This is a genomic window from Kitasatospora sp. GAS1066B, assembly GCF_041262605.1.
Taxonomy (GTDB): domain Bacteria; phylum Actinomycetota; class Actinomycetes; order Streptomycetales; family Streptomycetaceae; genus Kitasatospora.
Genome location: NZ_JBGCCO010000012.1, coordinates 199142 through 215939 on the forward strand (window position 1 = coordinate 199142; position 16798 = coordinate 215939).

Consider the following 16798-nt stretch of genomic DNA (forward strand, 5'->3'; position numbering starts at 1 on the left):
AGAGCTTGCTCTCAGAATATCTGAGAGTCAAGTCTCAGACTTTCCCAACCATATGCGTCAATATGATGATAAATCGCGCCAGGATTCGACCTCATGAAGAGTCAACTGCAGGCGGTGGCTTGCGAGAACGAGGAGATCGCCGCGCGAGGCCGCTACCTCACCGCCGACGGCCCGCCGGTGGTGATCGGGGAGTCGCTGGCGGCGGCCCGGACGGGCACGTCTCCTACGACCCGGACGGCGCCCTGCGGGAGCCGGTCGGCGGGCCCTTCCTCTCGCCGGAGTCGGCGACCCGAGCGGCCTTCCGGGCGCGCTTCGGTGCGGGCGAGGGCTGATCCGACCTCAGGCCGCTCGATGACCGCTCGGCCGGACGAACGGGACGGACGGCGCCGGCGGGGCGGGCGGGGCGGGCGGGGCGACCAGCCTGGGGTCCAGGACGAGGTCGTACACGCCCAGCGGCTCGGTCAGCTCGCGCAGCGCCGGCTCGGTCAGCTCGGCCGACGCCTGCTCGGGGCCCAGCAGGGCGCGCAGGGCCGCGAGGGAGCTGAAGGCGACGGCGCACCGGCTGCCGTCGCGCTGCCGGAAGAGCCGCAGCAGCTGGGTGCCACCGACGATACGGACCGGGACGTGGCGGACGGCGAGGTCCTCGGGAGCACCGGACGGCTCAGGCCGGCCGGACGACACGAACGGCGTGGACGGTACGGGCAGCGCGGGCGACGCGGGCAGGCGGTGTGCGGTGGTCACGGCGTTCCTCCGAAGGTGATGCACTGCTCAGTCGAGGTACTGCATCCCGAAGCGGCAGTGCGCGGGGGCCGTGCGCTCCCGGTCCGCCACCCGGGCGAGCGGCTCGGCCTCAGCCGGCTCACCCGACTCGCTCAGCTCGCTCGACCCGCTCGACCCGCTCAGCCCGTACCGCCCGCTCGGCCGGCTCGGCTCGCCCGTCGCGCTCGCCGCCGGCGTCCGGTCCACGGCGAAGGCCGTCCCCGACAGCAGCCCGCGCAGCACCGCGTCCGCCATCGAGCGGGGCAGCGGCAGCTCGGAGGGCTCGACCGGTAGCGGGACGGAGCTGGGGGCCTGCGTTGCAGTCATGGGTTCGCTTCCTTCCGGGGCCGTTCGCCCCGGGATCCTGGGTGATCCCGGGCGCAGCTCCAGTGGAGCCCCGTCACCTCCGCATCGCACCCGGCCTTGACGCGCGGATTACGCGCGCGGCCCCGTCCTTGACGTCACCTTGACACTTCGTCCCCCGATCGGACGCGGTGGCCCGCCGCGCCGGGCCGCAGGACACCTGCCGCAGACAGCGACGGAGGGCGGCCACCAGCACGCCGCCCTCCGTTCCCAGCTACCGCGCGCGTCAGGCCGCCGCGCCCACCCGCCGCGTGGCCGGACGCCGCCCCCGCCCGGGCTTGACCAGGAACGTCGCCGCGTACACCGCGCTCGCCGTGGCCATGATCGTGAAGCTCGGCGGCAGCTTCGGCAGCTCGGCACTGAGCAGCAGGCCGCCCCACATCTCGCCGACCGCGAGGCCGGCGGAGAGCGCCAGCGCGTGGAACGGACGGTCCGTCAGCCGGATCGCCGCGCCTGCGGGGGCCGCCAGCAGGCCGAGCAGCAGCAGCGAGCCGACCGCCTGGGTCGCCTCCGCCGCGCAGGCGCCGACCAGCACCAGGAAGCCGAAGCCGAGCAGGCGCACCGGCACTCCGCGCGCCGCCGCGACCGCCTCGTCCACCGTGGCGAAGAGCAGCGGCCGGCCGATCAGCAGGGTGAGCAGGCAGATCGCGCCCGCGATGACGACGGCCAGCGTGGTCTGCGAGCTGCTCAGCCCGAAGATCGAGCCGAAGAGCACGCTGGTGCCCGCGCCGCCGTTGCCCGAGCCGCTGCGCGAGGTGGTGTAGACGGTCAGGAAGAACGCGCCGAGCCCGAGGATCCAGGCGAAGACGTTGCCGATCACCACGTCGTCGGGCCGGCCACGCCGGCCGAGGCCGCCGAGCAGCAGGCCGACGCCGATGGTCGCGGCGAACAGGCCCAGGCGCAGGTCGTAGCCGCCGGCCAGGGCCGCCATCGCGCCGGTGAACGCGACGTGGCTGAGCGCGTCACCGGTGAACAACTGGGCCCGCAGCACCAGGAAGTAGCCGACCAGGCCGCAGGCCAGCGCGATGAACGTGCCGGCCAGCAGCGCGTGCTGGAAGAACGCCTGGGAGAGCACCGAGGTCATGCCGCACCCCCTGCGCCGAGCGCCGCCGGGCCGTGACCATGGCCGCCATGGCCTCCATGGCCGCGCCCCTGGCCGCCCTCGTGGGCGCGGCCCCAGGCTTCGCGGCCCAGCCGCAGCAGCAGCGCCAGCACGTAGCCGGCGAAGGCGAAGGTGGTCACGAAGAAGCCCAGCGGGTAGGGCTGGTAGTACGCGGCGATCAGGCCCGCCCAGCAGACGCCGAGGCCGAGCAGCACCGAGAGCAGCAGGCTCAGCCCGGGCCGGGCGGTCAACTGTCCGGCGGTGGCCGCCGGGATCACCATCAGCGCGAAGACCAGCAGGGTGCCGGTGATCTGGCTGGCCTCGGCGGTCGCCGCGCCCAGCAGCACCAGGAAGAGGGTGCCGAGCAGCCGCACCGGCACACCGCGCCCGGCCGCCACCTGCGGGTCGACCGAGGCGAAGAGCAGCGGTCGGCCGATCACGGCGAGCACGGCCAGCACCACGGCGCCGACCACCGCCAGCACCGTCACCTGGCTGGTGGTGATGCCCAGGAAGCTGCCGAAGAGCAGCGCGGTCGGCCCTTCCAGCAGGCCCTTGTAGAGGCTGATGAAGAGGAACCCGCAGGCCAGCGCGAAGGCTTGGACGGTCCCGGTGACCGCGGACTCCTCCGCGCCGCTCCCCTGGCCCTTGCGGCCGAGCGCCGCGATCACCAGGGCCGCCGCGATGCAGAAGCCGAAGTAGCCGAGCGAGGTACTGAAGCCCGCCAGGACCGCCAGCGAGGCGCCCGGGAAGGCGGCCACCGACAGGGTGTGCCCGGCAAAGGTCTGGCGGCGCAGCACCATGAACCAGCCCACCACCGCGCAGACCACCGAGACGACCAGGCCGGCTCGGAAAGCGTTCACCATGAAGGCGTAGGACCACATGTCCTGGAAATCGGCAACCAGGTTCCAGGAGAACACTGGTGACGCCACGTCAGCCAGCTGCACGATCATCACCTCCGGCTGCGGCACCAGCGGTGACGCCGCCAGCGCTCGCGGCGACGGTGGCCGCGTGCCGGTCGACGTGCCGGGCCGGGGCTTCCGGCTGGCCGACCACCACCAGGCGGCCGTCGCTGGTGCGCAGCACCTCGACCGGCGTGCGGTAGAGGCGGGTCAGCGTCTCGGAGGTGATCACCTCGGTCGGCGTGCCGGCCATCGCGCCGCCCTCGGCGAGGTAGACCACCCGGTCGAGGTGGTGCAGGATCGGGTTCACGTCGTGCGCGACCATCACCACCGACACCCCCTCCTGGTGGCAGATCCGGCCGAGCAGCGCCGCGATCGCGCTCTGGTTGGGCAGGTCCAGGCTGTCCAACGGCTCGTCGAGCAGCAGCACGGACGGACGGCGGACCAGCGCCTGGGCGATCAGCAGCCGCTGCTGCTCACCGCCGGAACACTGCCCGATCGGCCGGTGCGCGTACTCGGAGGCACCCACCAACTCGATGACCTCGGCGACGCGTTCACGCGCCGCACGGCGTTCGGCGCGGCCCAGGCCCGGAATCGGGATCCCCCACTTGTCCCCGTCCAGGCCCAGGCGCACCACGTCGATCCCGCGGATCCGCACGCTGGCATCGAAGTTGCGGCGCTGCGGCAGGTAGCCGACGCCCGCGCTGTGCGCACCTGGCGCGCCGCCGAGCACCGTCACCTCGCCGGCGGCGGGCGGCAGCACCCCGAGCAGCACCTTCACCAGGGTGGACTTGCCGACCCCGTTGGGGCCCAGGACAGCGGTGAACTCCCCTGCGCCGACGGTCAGATCGACCCCCGACCAGAGGGTCCGCCCGCCGACCCGGACGGCCGCGCCGCGCAGCGACAGGACGGGCTCGGCGGCCACCGCCGACCGCTGCTGCTGAGCGGGCACCCGCCCGCCGCTCGCGCGCTTGCTCGTCTCCTGGGTGGCCATCTCGTCGTGCTGGATGCTCATTTGCCGACCGCCTGCTTCAACGCGTCCTCGATGCCTTGCAGTTCCTGTACCTGCCAGTCCTGGAAAGCGGTTCCGGCGGGCGCCAGGGTCTCGGTGACCTGGGCGACCGGGATGCCCTGCGCCTTGGCCGCGTTCACCTGGGCCATCACGTCGGGGTCGGAGTTCTGGGTGTTGAAGACGTAGATCTTGATCTGCTTGCCGGAGATCTGCTTGTCGATGGTCGCCTTGTCGGCGGCGGTCGGGTCGTTGCCCTCGCTCATCGCGTCCAGGAAGCTCTCGGGGGTGATCAGCTTCAGGCCGAGCGACTCGGCCAGCGGCGTCACGATGGACTCCGAGGCGCCGATCGGGGTGCCCGCGTACGTCGCCTTGACAGCGTTTTCCAGCTGGTCGTACGGGGCGAGCGTCTGGGTCAGGAAGGTCTGCTTCTGGGCGTCGAAGTAGGCCGCGTCGGCCGGGTCGATCTTCTTGTAGTCGGCGGTGATCCGGTCGATCACCTGGTGGACGCTGTCCGCCGAGTACCACTGGTGCGGGTTGTCGCCCGCCTTCTTGCCCAGCAGGTCGCCGACCTTGAGGGCGGTGCGGCCGGAGGACGGGTTGGCGGCGAGCAGCTTGTCCGACCAGGCGTCGTAGCCGATGCCGTTGGTGATCACGTAGTCCGCCGACGCCACCGCCCGGCCGTCGCCCGTGGTGGGCTCGTAGGAGTGCGGGTCGGTGTTCGGGTTGGTGATGATGCTCTGCACCTTGACGTGGCTGCCGCCGAGCTGGGTGGCGATGCTGCCCCAGAAGTTCTCCGCGGCCACCACCTGGATCGTCTTCGAACCCTCGCCCGCCGAGGTGCTGGTCTTCGGGGCCGTCGAGCACGCGCTGGTGCCGGCGAGTACGGCGACAGCGACGACACCGAGGGCAGCGGCGGTGATGCGACGGGGACCGACGCCGGACCTGGCGTGGGGCATGGACGGACTCTCCCGGGGGCCTTCGGGTCCCGAGCTGCGGGATCCGGTTGTACTGGACACGGTAGAGCCTAGTTAGAAATGGTTTTCACATCCAGGCCAGGCGCCTATGAGGTGATAATCATTACCAATTCTTGACCGCTGGACCCTCTCTCGGCGAAGTGGATCAGCTTTCAGCCACTGGGAGTTATCAACCGGCCACGATCTGCCATCGACGGGCAGCAGCCTCGCGAGAGTGCCGGCAGACCCCAGCTCGGCAGGCCCCAGCTCGGAAATCCCCAGCTCGGCAACGACCTGCTCACCCGTACCCGTAGGCCTGACGGAGCTGACGCAGGTACAGACATGTCAAAGACTTCCCCATGGATCACACAAGCTGCGGACAGACCCACCCGGACAGGAGTGCGATGTCGCCCACGCCGTCGTCGACGGGACCTACCACCCCTCAGGGACACCCATGCGACGTACCACCCTCAGCCGTGCCACCGCAGCGGCTGTCGGCACCCTCGCCATGTTCGCCACGACCGCCCTCACCGGCGCCGTGCCGGCCACCGCCGCACTGAGCGCATCGGCCGCACCGGCGCCGATACCGGCCGCGATCGGACATCGGATGGTGTCCGGCCAGTTCCCCACTCCCCTCACGCCCAGCCAGTGCCAGGCCCAGTTCCAGGCCTCCTGCTACGGAGCCACCCAGCTCGAGCAGGGCTACGACGAGCACCCGCTCCTCGACCGGGGGATCAACGGGGCCGGCCGCACCATCGTGATCGTCGACTCCTTCGGATCGCCGACCATCCAGCACGACCTGGACGTCTACAGCGCCCAGTACGGCATCCCCAGCACCAACGTCCAGGTCGTGAAGTGGGGCACCGTGCCGCCCTTCGACCCGGGCAACTCGGACATGACCGGCTGGGCCGAGGAGACCACGATCGACGTCGACATGGCGCACGCCATGGCCCCCGGCGCGAAGATCGTGCTGGTCGAGACCGGCGTCTCGGAGCAGGAGGGGACCACCGGGTTCCCCGAGATGATGGCCGCCGAGGACTCGCTGATCAAGCAGGGCGTCGGTGACGTCATCACGCAGAGCTTCGGCGCCACCGAGAACACCTTCCCGGGCTTCGACCAGGGCGACTACTCCAGCCTGCTCAACCTGCGCTACGCCTACAAGGACGCGGCCGCGCACGGCGTCACCGTGCTCGCCTCCTCGGGCGACAACGGCGTCACCGACGCCGAGTCGGACGGCAGCACCCTCTACCCGTACCCGGTGACCTCCTGGCCGCCCTCCGACCCGCTGGTGACCGGCGTCGGCGGCACCACGGTGAAGCTGGACGACAACGGCAACCGGCTGAGCCCGGACTCCGTCTGGGACGACCCGTCGACCGGCGGCGGCGCCTCCGGGGGCGGCAAGTCCAAGGTCTTCAGCCGCCCGCTGTTCCAGCTCGGCGTGCAGAGCACCGTGGGCAACTCCCGTGGCGTGCCGGACATCAGCATGGTCGGCGACCCGAACACCGGCGTCTGGACCTACAACAGCTTCGGGCCGCAGGACGACGGCTGGGAGCTGTGGGGCGGCACCAGCGTGGCCAGCCCGGTCTTCTCCGGCGTGGTGGCACTGGCCGACCAGGTCGCCGGGCACCGCCTCGGGAACCTGAACTACGGCCTCTACGCGCTGGGTGCGGCGCAGCAGGCCGGCGCCAAGTGGACCGGGATCAACGACGTCGTCGGCGGCTCCAACACCTACAACAACGTCCCCGGCTGGCCCGTCACCCCGGGCTACGACATGGCGACCGGCTGGGGCACGGTGGACGTGGCCAAGTTCGTGCCGACGATCGCCGCATTCGGCTGACGCAGCATCAGTAGTTCTGCTGGGCATGCCAGTTCAGCTCATCCCAGCAGAACGACCGGGTACCGCGGGAGCGCCGGCCGAACAATCGGCACCGGCGCTCCCGCGCTCATCCGCCCTGATTTTCCAGGGCCCCGAGCGGTCGAACGCGCCGTGCCCTTGAAGTGGACTGCCTGGTCCAGGGCAATCCGGCGTCCCTGCCGCCATCGACTACGGCGGGCCACCAGAAGAACGCCGACGCCTGCTGACGGGGTGTCGGCGGAGGTCGATAGGGTCGGACCACCTGATCAGCTGAGGAGCGCCCGACCGATGAGATCTCCGGCCGAGCTGGACCGCGTCCAGTGGCACGACCTGACCCATGCCTACGGTTCCGCCGAGGACGTGCCCGTGCTGATCAGGGCGCTGTACGAGGAGGACCAGGAGGAGGTCGAGGAGGCGATCTACGAGCTGTACGGCAACATCCACCACCAGGGCACGGTGTACCAGGCCTCCGCTCCCGCCGTGCCGTTCCTCGCGCACGCCGCCGTGCACGTCCCGGGCAGGCGCGCCGAGCTGCTGATGCTGCTCGCCACGCTCGCCGCCCACGAACCCGAGGACGTCGACTCGCCGCACTGGGCGGGGAGTTCCGTCGCCGCGGTCTGCGCCGAGCTGGGCCGGGTGCTGCCGGACCTGCTGCCCTGCCTGACGGACGCCGACGGCACCGTGCGCCGGGCGGCCCTGCGGGTGGCGGCGGCCCTGGCCGAGGTGCTGCCGGCCGGGCCGCGGGAGGAGGCCGAGGCGCGCGTCGCGGGGCTGTACGACGGCGACCCCGTGCCGGCGGTGCGGGCCGACGCGATGGTGGCGTTGGGCCGGTTCGGGCGCGAGGTCGCCGGGTTGGACGGCCCGCTGCCCGAGATCCGGCTGGCGGCGGCCCTGCTCACGGCCGAACGCTGCGAGCCGCCGTACCCGGCCGTGCTGGTCGCCGTCCTCGCCGCCGACGGCGCCGTACCCGCGCCGAGGGCCGATGCGCTCCCGTGGGGCGACAGCACCCAGGAGGAGCGGCTGGCCCAGCTGCTCAGCGAGGACCCCGACGCGGGCCTGGCCGTGGCCGCCGGCTGGATCGCGGCGGGCGACCTCGACGCGCGCGGCTCCTGGCTGGCCCGGCAGATCGCCGATACCTGGCGGGACCGGGAACCGCAGGTGCTGGACCTGCTGCTGACCGCCCTGCCCCAGCAGCCGGACGCCGATGCGCTGACCGGTCCGCTGCTCGCGGTCGGCCACTGGGTCGAGCTGGTGCCCGAGCCGAGCGCCGACCTGCGGGACGTGCTGCACGGGTACGCGACCAGTGCGGACCAGGAGGTCGCGGAGCGGGCCCTGCACGCCCTGGTGCGCTCCCGCGACCCGCGGGCCGTGGAGCTGGTGGTGCGGCGGCCCAGCGCGCGGCTGCTCGCGGCTGCGGCGCGCCACTTCCCGACGGCGGCCGAGCAGTTGACACCCGTGATCCGGCGTCAGCTCGCCGCCGGCGCCGCCGGCAACGAGGGGATCGCCCTGGTGCTGGCGCTGGCACCGCTCGGTGCCGCCGCCCGGCAGGCGCAGCCCGAACTCGTCGACTGCCTGCGCACCCGGCGCGCCGCCATCGTCGCCGCCGAACAGCTCGGCGCGAACGGGCCGGCCACGGCGGAGGTCGTCGAGTTGCTGCGGGAGGCCGCCGGGAGCTCCGACACCTCGCTGCGGTCCGCGGCGGCCGTGGCCCACTACCGCGTGACCGGCGACGCCGACCTGGCCGTCGGCACCTTCGAGCAACTGCTCACGGGCCAGGGCGAGGTGCACTGGTTCATGTCCCGCCTGGAGCCGCTGGGCAGCGCCGCCGCCCCGCTGCTCCCGCTGGTCGAACCGTTCCTGACCGCCGAGTACGAGTGGATCCGGATGTCCGCCGCCGAGGCCCACCTGTGGATCACCGGCTCGCCCGACCGCGCCCTCCCGATCCTCACCGAACTGGTCGGCCCGACCCGGGTCGGCCTGAAGGCCCTGGACACGCTCGCCACGATCGGCCGCCTCCCCGACGAACTCCGCCCCACCCTGGAGACCTTCGCCTCCTCCCCGCGCCGCCTGCTCACCGATTCGCCGCACTCCGGAGACAGCCACCCGGACGATGAACTGCGCACCCTGGCCCGCCGGCTGCTCGCCGCGGGCTAGGACCGAGTTGCAAACCCCCTCGCCAACTCGTCGGTGATGCGCGAGTGCACACCACGCATCAATCGGAGCGTCGAATCCAGCTCCGCCTCGGGCACCCCCGACTTGGCCTGACCATCGAGAGTCTCTCCGAGGCGCCGCAGCTCGGCCAGCGCTTCGAGACGGTCGAAGGGCTGCTCCGACGTTCGTGGGGCAGGCGAGCGGGGGTTCACGTGGCCCCCTGATCGGGGTGCGGTGTCGCGCGCATCCTCACACGGTGGACGTAGCGCGATGCTCGCTCGTAGCCCTCTTGGCAGTACGGCAATATGACCAACTGGGCGTTACCAAGGGAAATGTGGGGACCAGGGGCGACCCAGGTCTGCCGGTCGCAGCAGACGCACCACCCGAATCGCCACATGTGGCGCGGCGGCAGGGCAACCAACTCGGCAGGCTCGGGGCTGGTGCTCATCAGGCGCGCTCGCCCGGCAGTCGCACCTGAGTGGCATCCCGAGGTGTGCCGGCTCGGATGACCGGGATCAACTTCGGTTCACCCGGCAGGGGTTGGATGGCACTCGCGGGCGTGTCCCACTCGATGCCGCCGGCTTCCGGTCGAAGGCTGACGAGATTCTGGCCGTTGCGCCCCATGAACACCCCGTCGCACTGGTGCTGCTCGTCCCGGACCAGCTCACCTTTGCGGGGTACGTACAAGGGCCGTGAGGGCTCTCTGTTCGTAGACATCAAACGACTCCTCTCCGTAGTGAATCCACTACCAGGACGACTCACTGTCCTCTACGCTCAGAACGTCTTCAACGTGTCAGATCGGAAGGAAGACTGGATCTTGAACCGTCTGGAGTTGGATCCCCACTCATCCCCGCGCGCGGCCTTCGGCGCGCAACTGCGCACCTCACGCGAGGAGAACGGCTGGACGCAGGACGAGCTGGGTGAACGGCTGGAGTACTCGGGGACGCATGTGTCAGCCGTAGAAACCGGGCGGAAGCCCCCAACACTTCGTTTGGCCCGGAGAGCTGACGTTGTGTTCGGTACGGGGACCTTGTTTCTGGACATGTTCCGGGACATCAGAAGAACCTCGCTCCTCGAAGGCTTCCCGGACTACGTGGCCCACGAGGCGCGGGCGGTGGAGATTCGGCTCTTCGAACTCGGCATCGTCCCCGGGCTGTTGCAGACGCCGGAGTACGCGGCGGCAGTGACCATGGGAGCTGTTCGCCGGGGCAACATCACCCAGGAACAGGCCGACGAACGTCTGACGTTCATTGCGGAGCGACAGGCGCGCCTTGTGCGGCACCCGGCCCCGCTGATTCACGCGGTGCTGGATGAAAGCTGCATCCGACGGCCGGTCGGCGGCCCGGCGGTGATGGCTGCCCAGCTGGATCAGCTGATCGCCTTCGCCGAACTGCCGCATACGGTCCTCCAGGTGGCCCCGTACGACATAGAAGAACGCCGCTCATTCGATCTGCCGGTGAACATCCTCACCCTGCCTGACCGATCGCTGGTGGCCTACGCGGAGTCCGCCCTACAGGGTCATCTTGAGCGAGGGAGTGACGCCGTGGTGCCGGTGCTGACGGCCTACCATCAGCTACAGGCTGAAGCGCTGTCGCAGACTGCGTCAGTGGCCGTGATCCAGCAGGTACGAAAGGAACTCCAGTGATCGACCCCGCATGGTTCAAGTCCAGCTACAGCAGCAACGGCGGAAACTGCATTGAGGTAGCCCCCAATATTCCTGGCGTGATCCCCGTCCGGGACTCCAAGGACCCCGAGGGCGGCTCCCTGGTCTTCCCTCCTGGCGCGTTCGCCGCGTTCGTGACAGGGGTCAAGGACGGCGACTTCGGCACTGTCTGACGGCTCCCGCACCGGAACCCCCTGTGCAGCGCTACGGGCCGCGCGGGGGTTCAGTGCTGTCTGCGGAGCTTGTCCGTCGTAGGCTCGCCTGTCTGCGCGACGCCCGGGTCCGGCGTGGTCAGTCCAGTTGGGCGAGCAACTCCGGGCCGCCCCATGCCTTCGCGGCGCCGGCCCCGGCTGCCTCGGCCTCGTGGACCAGGGCGATCAGGCGGGCGTTGGCGGGAGCGGTGAGCCCGTGGCGGGTGGCGAGGGCGGTGATCTCGCCCTGCAGCGTGTCGACTTCGGTGGGGCGGCCCCGTTGGAGGTCCTCCCACATCGAGGAGCGGGCCTGGGCGTCGATCCGCAGGGTAGCGCCGGCCAGCCGCTGGAAGAGCGTGTCGGGCAGCCGGAGTACCCGGGGTGTCCAGGTGGGGGGAACCGGCCCGAGGCGGGCGGGGGTGATGCCCTCGGCCCGGAAGGCGGTAAGCGCTTCCCGCTGGCAGCGCGCCAGGCAGGCCCGGTAGGCGCGCTGGCCCAACTGCTCGCGCAGCGGCAGGCCGGAAAGCGCGTTCACGGCGTTGTTCAGGTTCATCAGCAGCTTGGCCGCCTGGACGGCGGGCATGTCCTGACGCAGCGCCAGCGGGAGTCCGGCGAAGCGGGCCGCCGCCGCGAAGGCGGCGCTGTGCGGGGTGTCCGCGAGCATCAACTGGCCTGCGGTGCCCTGGTGGAAGGCGGCGCTGCCGGTGCGCACCACGTTGTAGGGGACCATGCCGGCCAGCACCGAGTGATCGGGGAGTTCGGCGCTGAGCAGTTCGGGGTTGTGCAGCCCGTTCTGGAAGCTGATCACCACGGTGTGCGGGGCGAGGTGCGCTGCGAGCTCGCGGGCGGCACCGGCGGTGTCGGCGGATTTGACGGTCACCAGGACGTAGTCGGCACCGGCCGCCGCGCTCGCGTCGGTGGCCGGCCGCAGGGTGCGGATCGCGGGCCGGGCGGCGTCGGGGCCCGGCCCGGTCAGCGTCAGCCCGTCGCGCTCGATGGCCGCCATCGCGCTCGGGCGGCCGATCAGGGTGACCTCGGCGACCCCGGGAACGGCGGCGAGCCGGCCGCCCAGGTGGCAGCCGATGCTACCGGCGCCGAGTACGGCGATCCGCGGCGGCGGGGCGGTGGAGTCGGCAGGGGCGGCGGGGTCGGTGGGCACAGGTGCTCCTCAGTCGAAGAGGTCGGGGTCCGAGGCCGTGATCTGGTCCCACAGCGGGCGGGCCTGGAACCACCCGGCCAGGTGCGAGCCGAGCTGTCCCCGGGTGATCAGCGCGGTCTCCCGGTCGATCAGCTTGGGGGTGCCGGCGGCCATCGCCAGCAGCTGCGCCTGGCAGGAGCGCTCCATGGTGATGAACCACCAGACCGCCTCGGCCACCGAGTGACCGACCGTCAGCAGGCCGTGGTTCTGCAGGATCACCGCCTTGAAGTCGCCGAGCGCCGCCGCTATCCGGCGCCCCTCCTCGGTCTCGTTGACCACGCCGCGGTAGTCGCTGTAGAGGCCGTGGTCCTCGAAGAAGGCGCAGGCATCCTGGGTGATCGGGTCCAGCCGGACGCCGAGGCTGGAGAACGCCTTCCCGTAGAGCGAGTGCGAGTGCGCGGCGGCGATCGCGTCCGGGCGGGCGGCGTGCACCTGGGAGTGGATCACGAAGGCCGCCCGGTTCACCGGCCGGTTGCCGTGCAGCAGCGTGCCCTCGTGGTCGACCAGGATCAGATCGGAGGCCTTGATCTGGTTGAAGCTCATCCCGAACGGGTTCACCCAGAACCACTGCGGGTTCTCCGGGTCGCGCACGGTGATGTGGCCCGCCACCCCCTCGGAGAACCCGAAACGCCCGAACAGCCGGAACCCGGCCGCCAGTTGCTCCTTGCGGTACTGGCGCTCGGCCTCGACCGTCTCGAAGCTGGGCGGCATCGGCAGGGTGACGCCCGCCGGGACCGGACCGACCACGCCGGCCAGCGCGGCGGGCAGCGGAGCAGCCGGCGAGGCGGTGAGGGTGTTGTTGTCGGTGCTGCTGACGGTGCTGCTGACGGAGTTGCGCACAGCGGGCTCCAGGACGTCGGCGACAGTGCGGACAGCCAGAAGATACACTCGTGTATCCGATACGCCAATGCATCCGATCTCGCCGCAGCGGCCGATCCAGGGAGAGTGCCCGATGCCCAAGGGTGTGACCAAGCGCCGCCCCCTCACCCGCGCGGCGCTGCTGGACGCGGCGCTCGCGACCTTCGCGGAAAGCGGTTTCCACGCGACCTCGATCGAGCAGATCTGCGAGCGCGCCGGCTACACCCGCGGCGCCTTCTACTCGAACTTCAGCAGCAAGGAGGAGCTCTTCCTCGCGCTCTTCGACGCGCACAGCGAGCGGGTCATCGCCCGGATCGCCACCCTGGTGGACTCGATCGACGCCGAGCACCTCACGCTGCAGGGCCTGGTGGACCTGCTCTCCGACATCGAGCCGGCCGAACGCGACTGGTACCTCGTCACCACCGAGTTCACCCTGCACGCGATCCGCGACCGCCAGGCCGCCCGGGTCCTCGCCCAGCACGACGCCCGCCTGCGTGCGGAACTCGCCCGCGGCCTGACCGACCACCTCGCCCGCGCCGGCCGCACGCTCACCGTGGACGCCGACGAACTCGCCCGCCTGCTGATCGCGATCCGCGAGGGCGGCCTGGCCCAGAGCTACGTCGAGCCCGACCAGTTGCCGCCCGGGCAGCTCGAACGCCGCTTCCTGGCACCGCTGTTGACGGCGCTCACGGCGCCGCGACCCTGAGACCCCGCGGCCCTGAGGTCCTGAGCCCCTGAGCCCCTGAGCCCCTGAGCCCTAACGCACGTCCGGCGCCAGCGCGGCGAAGGCCCGGTGGAGCAGGTCGGCGAGGTTGAGGCCCTCGCGCTGCGCGTCCGACATCTCGTGGTAGGTGAGCCGCACGACGCGCAGCACGCCCACCCCCGCGCGCGCCAGCACGGCGGCGCGCAGCACCGCCCCGGTGTCCGGGTCGGACTGCGCCAGGGCCAGCCGATCCAGGAAGGCGGCGGAGATCGCCTCCTCCAGATCGAGCAGCAGCAACCTGTCCCCGCGACTGGTCGGGTCGGCGGTCAGCGGGTAGGGTCCGACGAGCAGGATCGCCGGGAGGGCGTCGTAGCGCCGGGCCAGCTCCAGGATCGCCTCGCGCAGCGCCGCCAGCGGCGGCTCGGCCGCCGGGCGGATCCGGATCTCCGCCACCAGCTTCGGGATGAGGTCCCGGACCTGCTGCAGGATCAGGCTCTCCTTCGACGGGAAGTAACGGAAGAAGGTGCGCTCCCCCACCCCCGCCGCCCGGGCGATGTCCCGCACCGTGGTCGCCTCGTAGCCCTGCTCGCGGAAGAGGCGGGTCGCCTCCCGCACCAGGGCGTGGTGAGTGCGCCGCTTGTTCTCTTCCCGGCGTCCCGGTCCTGCGTCGTTCACCCCTGGATCATCTCAGCTCGGCGCCGCGCTCCCGAACACCCGCCCGGCCCGCCTGAGCCCACTCCGGGAAATTTGGCAGTTCTGCCATATTTGCTAACGTGGCAGAACTGCCAGTTTTCCCGCGCAGGATCGTCAGACTCGGAGTCCGTCATGCCCACCCTTCTCCACCGCCTGGGGCGCTTCGCCTTCCGGCACCGACGGCGCGTCCTGGCGCTCTGGCTCGCGGTCATCGCCGCGGTCGTCGGCTGCATGGTCGCGTTCGGCGGCCCCGGCAAGCTGGATGACACCTTCTCGATACCGGGCTCGGAATCGCAGGTGGCGCTGGACCGGATGAAGACCGACTTCCCCTCCTCCTCCGGCACCAGCGCCCAGGTCGTCTTCACCGCCCCCGCCGGACAGAAGGTGACCGACCCCGGCGACCTGGCCGCGATCCGTGCCGCGCTGGCCCAGGCCAAGTCCGCGCCGCAGGTGGCCAAGGTGATCGACCCGGTCACCGCACAGACCGTGTCGGCCGACGGCAGCACCGCCATCGCGCAGGTGCAGTACGAGGTGGTGCAGAGCGCGCTCCAGCCCGGCTCGTTGGACGCGCTGAAGACGGCCGTCAGCGTCGGCGGGCAGCAACTGCCCGGGATGGACGTGCAGGTCGGCGGCGCCGCGTTCGGCGCCGGCGCCTCGAAGCCCGGTGCCGAGGACGTGATCGGAGTCGGCGTCGCGGTCGTCATCCTGGCGCTGACCTTCGGCTCGCTGCTGGCGGCCGGCCTGCCGCTGCTCAGCGCGATCGCCGGGGTGGTCGCCGCGATCGCCGGGGTGCTCTCGCTCACCGGGGTGACGGCGATCTCGTCGACCGCGCAGAGCCTGGCCCTGATGATCGGCCTGGCGGTCGGCATCGACTACGCGCTCTTCATCGTCAGCCGCCACCGGGCCGGGCTCGCCCAGGGGTTGGAACCCGAGGAGTCGGCCGCGCTCGCGGTCGGCACGGCCGGCAGCGCCGTGGTGTTCGCCGGGCTGACGGTGGTGATCGCGATGGCGGGGCTGTCCGTGGTCGGGATCCCGTTCCTGACCGTGATGGGCCTGAGCGCCGCCGGCGCCGTACTGATCGCGGTGCTCGTCGCGACCACGCTGCTGCCCGCGCTGCTCGGCTTCGCCGGCGCGCGGCTGCGGCCCAAGCCCGGCTCCCGGGCGCTGCGACGCGAGTTGGCGGTGGGGGGTGCCGGCGACGCCGCCGCCAAGAGCACCGCCGCGAACGCCGGGGAGCGCTGGTTCCGGCTGGTCACCCGCCGCCCGCTGCTCACCGTGCTCGCGGTGCTGGTCGCCGTCGGCGCGCTCGCCTGGCCCGCGCACAGCATGCGCCTGGCCCTGCCGGACAACAGCACCGCGCCGGCCGCCACCTCGCAGCGGGTCGCCTACGACCAGGTCAGCAAGGAGTTCGGCCCCGGCTTCAACGGCCCGCTGCTGGTCCTGGCCGACACCGCGCAGAGCGCCGACCCGACCGCGGCGGCCGACCGGATCGCGGCCACCATCCGCGCGCTGCCCGACGTCACGGCCGTCAGCCACCCGGTGGCCAACCCGTCGACCCACACCACGCTGATCCAGGTGATCCCCGCCGGCGCGCCCAGCGACCAGACGACCAGGACGCTGGTGAGCGCTATCCGCGGGGACGCGGACGCGCTGCGGCAGCAGACCGGAGCGACCATCGGCGTCACCGGCAGCACGGCGGTGGGGATCGACGTGTCGGCGAAACTCAACAGCGCGATGATCCCGTTCGCCGCCGTCGTGGTGGGCCTGTCGCTGCTCCTGCTGCTGCTGGTCTTCCGCTCGCTCGTGGTCCCGCTCAAGGCCGCGGTCGGCTTCCTGCTGTCCGTCGCCGCGACCCTGGGAACCGTGGTGAGCGTTTTCCAGAACGGCCACCTGGCGCACCTGATCGGCGTCGACCGGGCCGGGCCGGTGAGCAGCTTCCTGCCGATCATCCTGCTGGCCGTGCTCTTCGGACTCGCCATGGACTACGAGGTCTTCCTGGTCTCCCGCAAGCGCGAGGCCTACGTCCGCACCCGCCGGCCGCTCGACGCCGTGCACAGCGGCGGCCGGCACAGCGCCCGGGTGGTCACCTCGGCGGCATTGATCATGATCGCGGTGTTCGCCGCCTTCCTCGGCACCGAGAGCCAGATCCTCAAGCAGATCGCCTTCGCCCTGGCGGTCGGTGTGCTGCTGGACGCGTTCGTGATCCGGATGACCTTCGTCCCCGCGGTCCTCGCGCTCACCAAGCACGCCGCCTGGTGGCTGCCCCGCTGGTTGGCCCGCCTGCTGCCGGACCTGGACATCGAGGGCGAGCGGCTCCACCAACACCAGGAGCAGCCGGCGCAGTTGCGACTGGTCGAGGAGCTGCCGTCGCGGTGACGGCACGAGAGGAGCTGCCGTC

Annotated in this window: 15 protein-coding genes; 6 read left to right on the top strand and 9 right to left on the bottom strand. The window is 71.6% G+C overall.

All coding sequences use genetic code 11. The features are described from left to right. Positions 1-339 precede the first annotated feature (339 nt). The 6 genes from ABH937_RS16260 to ABH937_RS16285 all read right to left on the bottom strand — a co-directional run bounded on the left by ABH937_RS16260 (position 340) and on the right by ABH937_RS16285 (position 5091). Complete coding sequence (locus ABH937_RS16260) at positions 340-741, bottom strand: SAV_915 family protein (protein WP_370218590.1); 402 nt, start codon at positions 739-741, stop codon at positions 340-342. 27 nt (positions 742-768) lie between these two features. After that, positions 769-1086, bottom strand: a complete 318-nt coding sequence (locus tag ABH937_RS16265) for a hypothetical protein (protein WP_370218592.1) — start codon at positions 1084-1086, stop codon at positions 769-771. A gap of 262 nt (positions 1087-1348) precedes the next feature. Then, positions 1349-2206 carry a metal ABC transporter permease gene (locus tag ABH937_RS16270; protein WP_280690082.1) on the bottom strand — a complete coding sequence of 286 codons (858 nt, stop codon included), beginning with the start codon at positions 2204-2206 and terminating at the stop codon, positions 1349-1351. Further along, positions 2203-3174, bottom strand: coding sequence for a metal ABC transporter permease (locus tag ABH937_RS16275; protein WP_280690083.1), 972 nt, complete (start codon positions 3172-3174; stop codon positions 2203-2205). Before ABH937_RS16275 ends, ABH937_RS16270 begins: the two co-directional genes overlap by 4 nt. After that, complete coding sequence (locus ABH937_RS16280) at positions 3155-4138, bottom strand: metal ABC transporter ATP-binding protein (protein ID WP_280690084.1); 984 nt, start codon at positions 4136-4138, stop codon at positions 3155-3157. Before ABH937_RS16280 ends, ABH937_RS16275 begins: the two co-directional genes overlap by 20 nt. After that, positions 4135-5091 (bottom strand): metal ABC transporter solute-binding protein, Zn/Mn family, encoded by a 957-nt coding sequence (locus ABH937_RS16285; RefSeq protein ID WP_280690085.1) that lies wholly within the window; start codon positions 5089-5091, stop codon positions 4135-4137. Before ABH937_RS16285 ends, ABH937_RS16280 begins: the two co-directional genes overlap by 4 nt. Positions 5092-5542: 451 nt before the next feature. On the opposite strand from ABH937_RS16285, the gene ABH937_RS16290 reads away from it, so the two are divergent. The 4 genes from ABH937_RS16290 to ABH937_RS16305 all read left to right on the top strand — a co-directional run bounded on the left by ABH937_RS16290 (position 5543) and on the right by ABH937_RS16305 (position 10930). Continuing rightward, positions 5543-6925 carry a S8 family serine peptidase gene (locus ABH937_RS16290; RefSeq protein WP_370218593.1) on the top strand — a complete coding sequence of 461 codons (1383 nt, stop codon included), beginning with the start codon at positions 5543-5545 and terminating at the stop codon, positions 6923-6925. A 306-nt stretch (positions 6926-7231) separates the two neighbouring features. Next, entirely contained in the window at positions 7232-9097 is a 1866-nt protein-coding gene (locus ABH937_RS16295) for a hypothetical protein (protein ID WP_370218595.1), read from the top strand. An 814-nt stretch (positions 9098-9911) separates the two neighbouring features. Next, positions 9912-10739 carry a Scr1 family TA system antitoxin-like transcriptional regulator gene (locus tag ABH937_RS16300; RefSeq protein WP_370218596.1) on the top strand — a complete coding sequence of 276 codons (828 nt, stop codon included), beginning with the start codon at positions 9912-9914 and terminating at the stop codon, positions 10737-10739. Next, positions 10736-10930: a DUF397 domain-containing protein gene (locus ABH937_RS16305; RefSeq protein ID WP_370218598.1), complete on the top strand. Its 195-nt coding sequence runs from the start codon at positions 10736-10738 to the stop codon at positions 10928-10930. The genes ABH937_RS16300 and ABH937_RS16305 overlap by 4 nt, the downstream gene beginning before the upstream one ends. 118 nt (positions 10931-11048) lie before the next feature. On the opposite strand, the gene ABH937_RS16310 is transcribed toward ABH937_RS16305, so the two are convergent. Together ABH937_RS16310 and ABH937_RS16315 are read right to left on the bottom strand one after the other, a co-directional pair. Then, complete coding sequence (locus ABH937_RS16310) at positions 11049-12107, bottom strand: 2-dehydropantoate 2-reductase (RefSeq protein WP_370218600.1); 1059 nt, start codon at positions 12105-12107, stop codon at positions 11049-11051. A 9-nt stretch (positions 12108-12116) separates the two neighbouring features. After that, on the bottom strand, positions 12117-12914 hold the full coding sequence (locus tag ABH937_RS16315) for a class II aldolase/adducin family protein (RefSeq protein WP_370218617.1): 798 nt from the start codon (positions 12912-12914) through the stop codon (positions 12117-12119). Between the two features lie 184 nt (positions 12915-13098). On the opposite strand from ABH937_RS16315, the gene ABH937_RS16320 reads away from it, so the two are divergent. Beyond that, a complete protein-coding gene (locus ABH937_RS16320; protein ID WP_370218601.1) occupies positions 13099-13710 on the top strand; it encodes a TetR/AcrR family transcriptional regulator in 612 nt (203 codons plus the stop codon). Positions 13711-13761: 51 nt separating this feature from the next. Here the strand turns inward: ABH937_RS16320 and ABH937_RS16325 are convergent, their stop codons facing one another. Beyond that, the gene (locus ABH937_RS16325) at positions 13762-14382 is read right to left on the bottom strand and encodes a TetR/AcrR family transcriptional regulator (protein ID WP_280690092.1); all 621 of its coding nucleotides are present in this window, start codon (positions 14380-14382) and stop codon (positions 13762-13764) included. Between the two features lie 150 nt (positions 14383-14532). Here ABH937_RS16325 and ABH937_RS16330 point away from each other — a divergent pair, with 150 nt between their 5' ends. Continuing rightward, the gene (locus tag ABH937_RS16330; protein ID WP_370218603.1) at positions 14533-16776 is read left to right on the top strand and encodes an MMPL family transporter; all 2244 of its coding nucleotides are present in this window, start codon (positions 14533-14535) and stop codon (positions 16774-16776) included. Positions 16777-16798 lie beyond the last annotated feature (22 nt).

What these genes read in the sequence shown, in the direction of transcription:
- ABH937_RS16330 (WP_370218603.1), top strand. Translation starts at nt 14,533, where the DNA reads ATGCCCACCCTTCTCCACCGCCTGGGGCGCTTCGCCTTCCGGCACCGA.
- ABH937_RS16320 (WP_370218601.1), top strand. Translation starts at nt 13,099, where the DNA reads ATGCCCAAGGGTGTGACCAAGCGCCGCCCCCTCACCCGCGCGGCGCTG.
- ABH937_RS16275 (WP_280690083.1), bottom strand. Translation starts at nt 3,174, where the DNA reads ATGATCGTGCAGCTGGCTGACGTGGCGTCACCAGTGTTCTCCTGGAAC.
- ABH937_RS16290 (WP_370218593.1), top strand. Translation starts at nt 5,543, where the DNA reads ATGCGACGTACCACCCTCAGCCGTGCCACCGCAGCGGCTGTCGGCACC.
- ABH937_RS16280 (WP_280690084.1), bottom strand. Translation starts at nt 4,138, where the DNA reads ATGAGCATCCAGCACGACGAGATGGCCACCCAGGAGACGAGCAAGCGC.
- ABH937_RS16270 (WP_280690082.1), bottom strand. Translation starts at nt 2,206, where the DNA reads ATGACCTCGGTGCTCTCCCAGGCGTTCTTCCAGCACGCGCTGCTGGCC.
- ABH937_RS16295 (WP_370218595.1), top strand. Translation starts at nt 7,232, where the DNA reads ATGAGATCTCCGGCCGAGCTGGACCGCGTCCAGTGGCACGACCTGACC.
- ABH937_RS16285 (WP_280690085.1), bottom strand. Translation starts at nt 5,091, where the DNA reads ATGCCCCACGCCAGGTCCGGCGTCGGTCCCCGTCGCATCACCGCCGCT.
- ABH937_RS16265 (WP_370218592.1), bottom strand. Translation starts at nt 1,086, where the DNA reads ATGACTGCAACGCAGGCCCCCAGCTCCGTCCCGCTACCGGTCGAGCCC.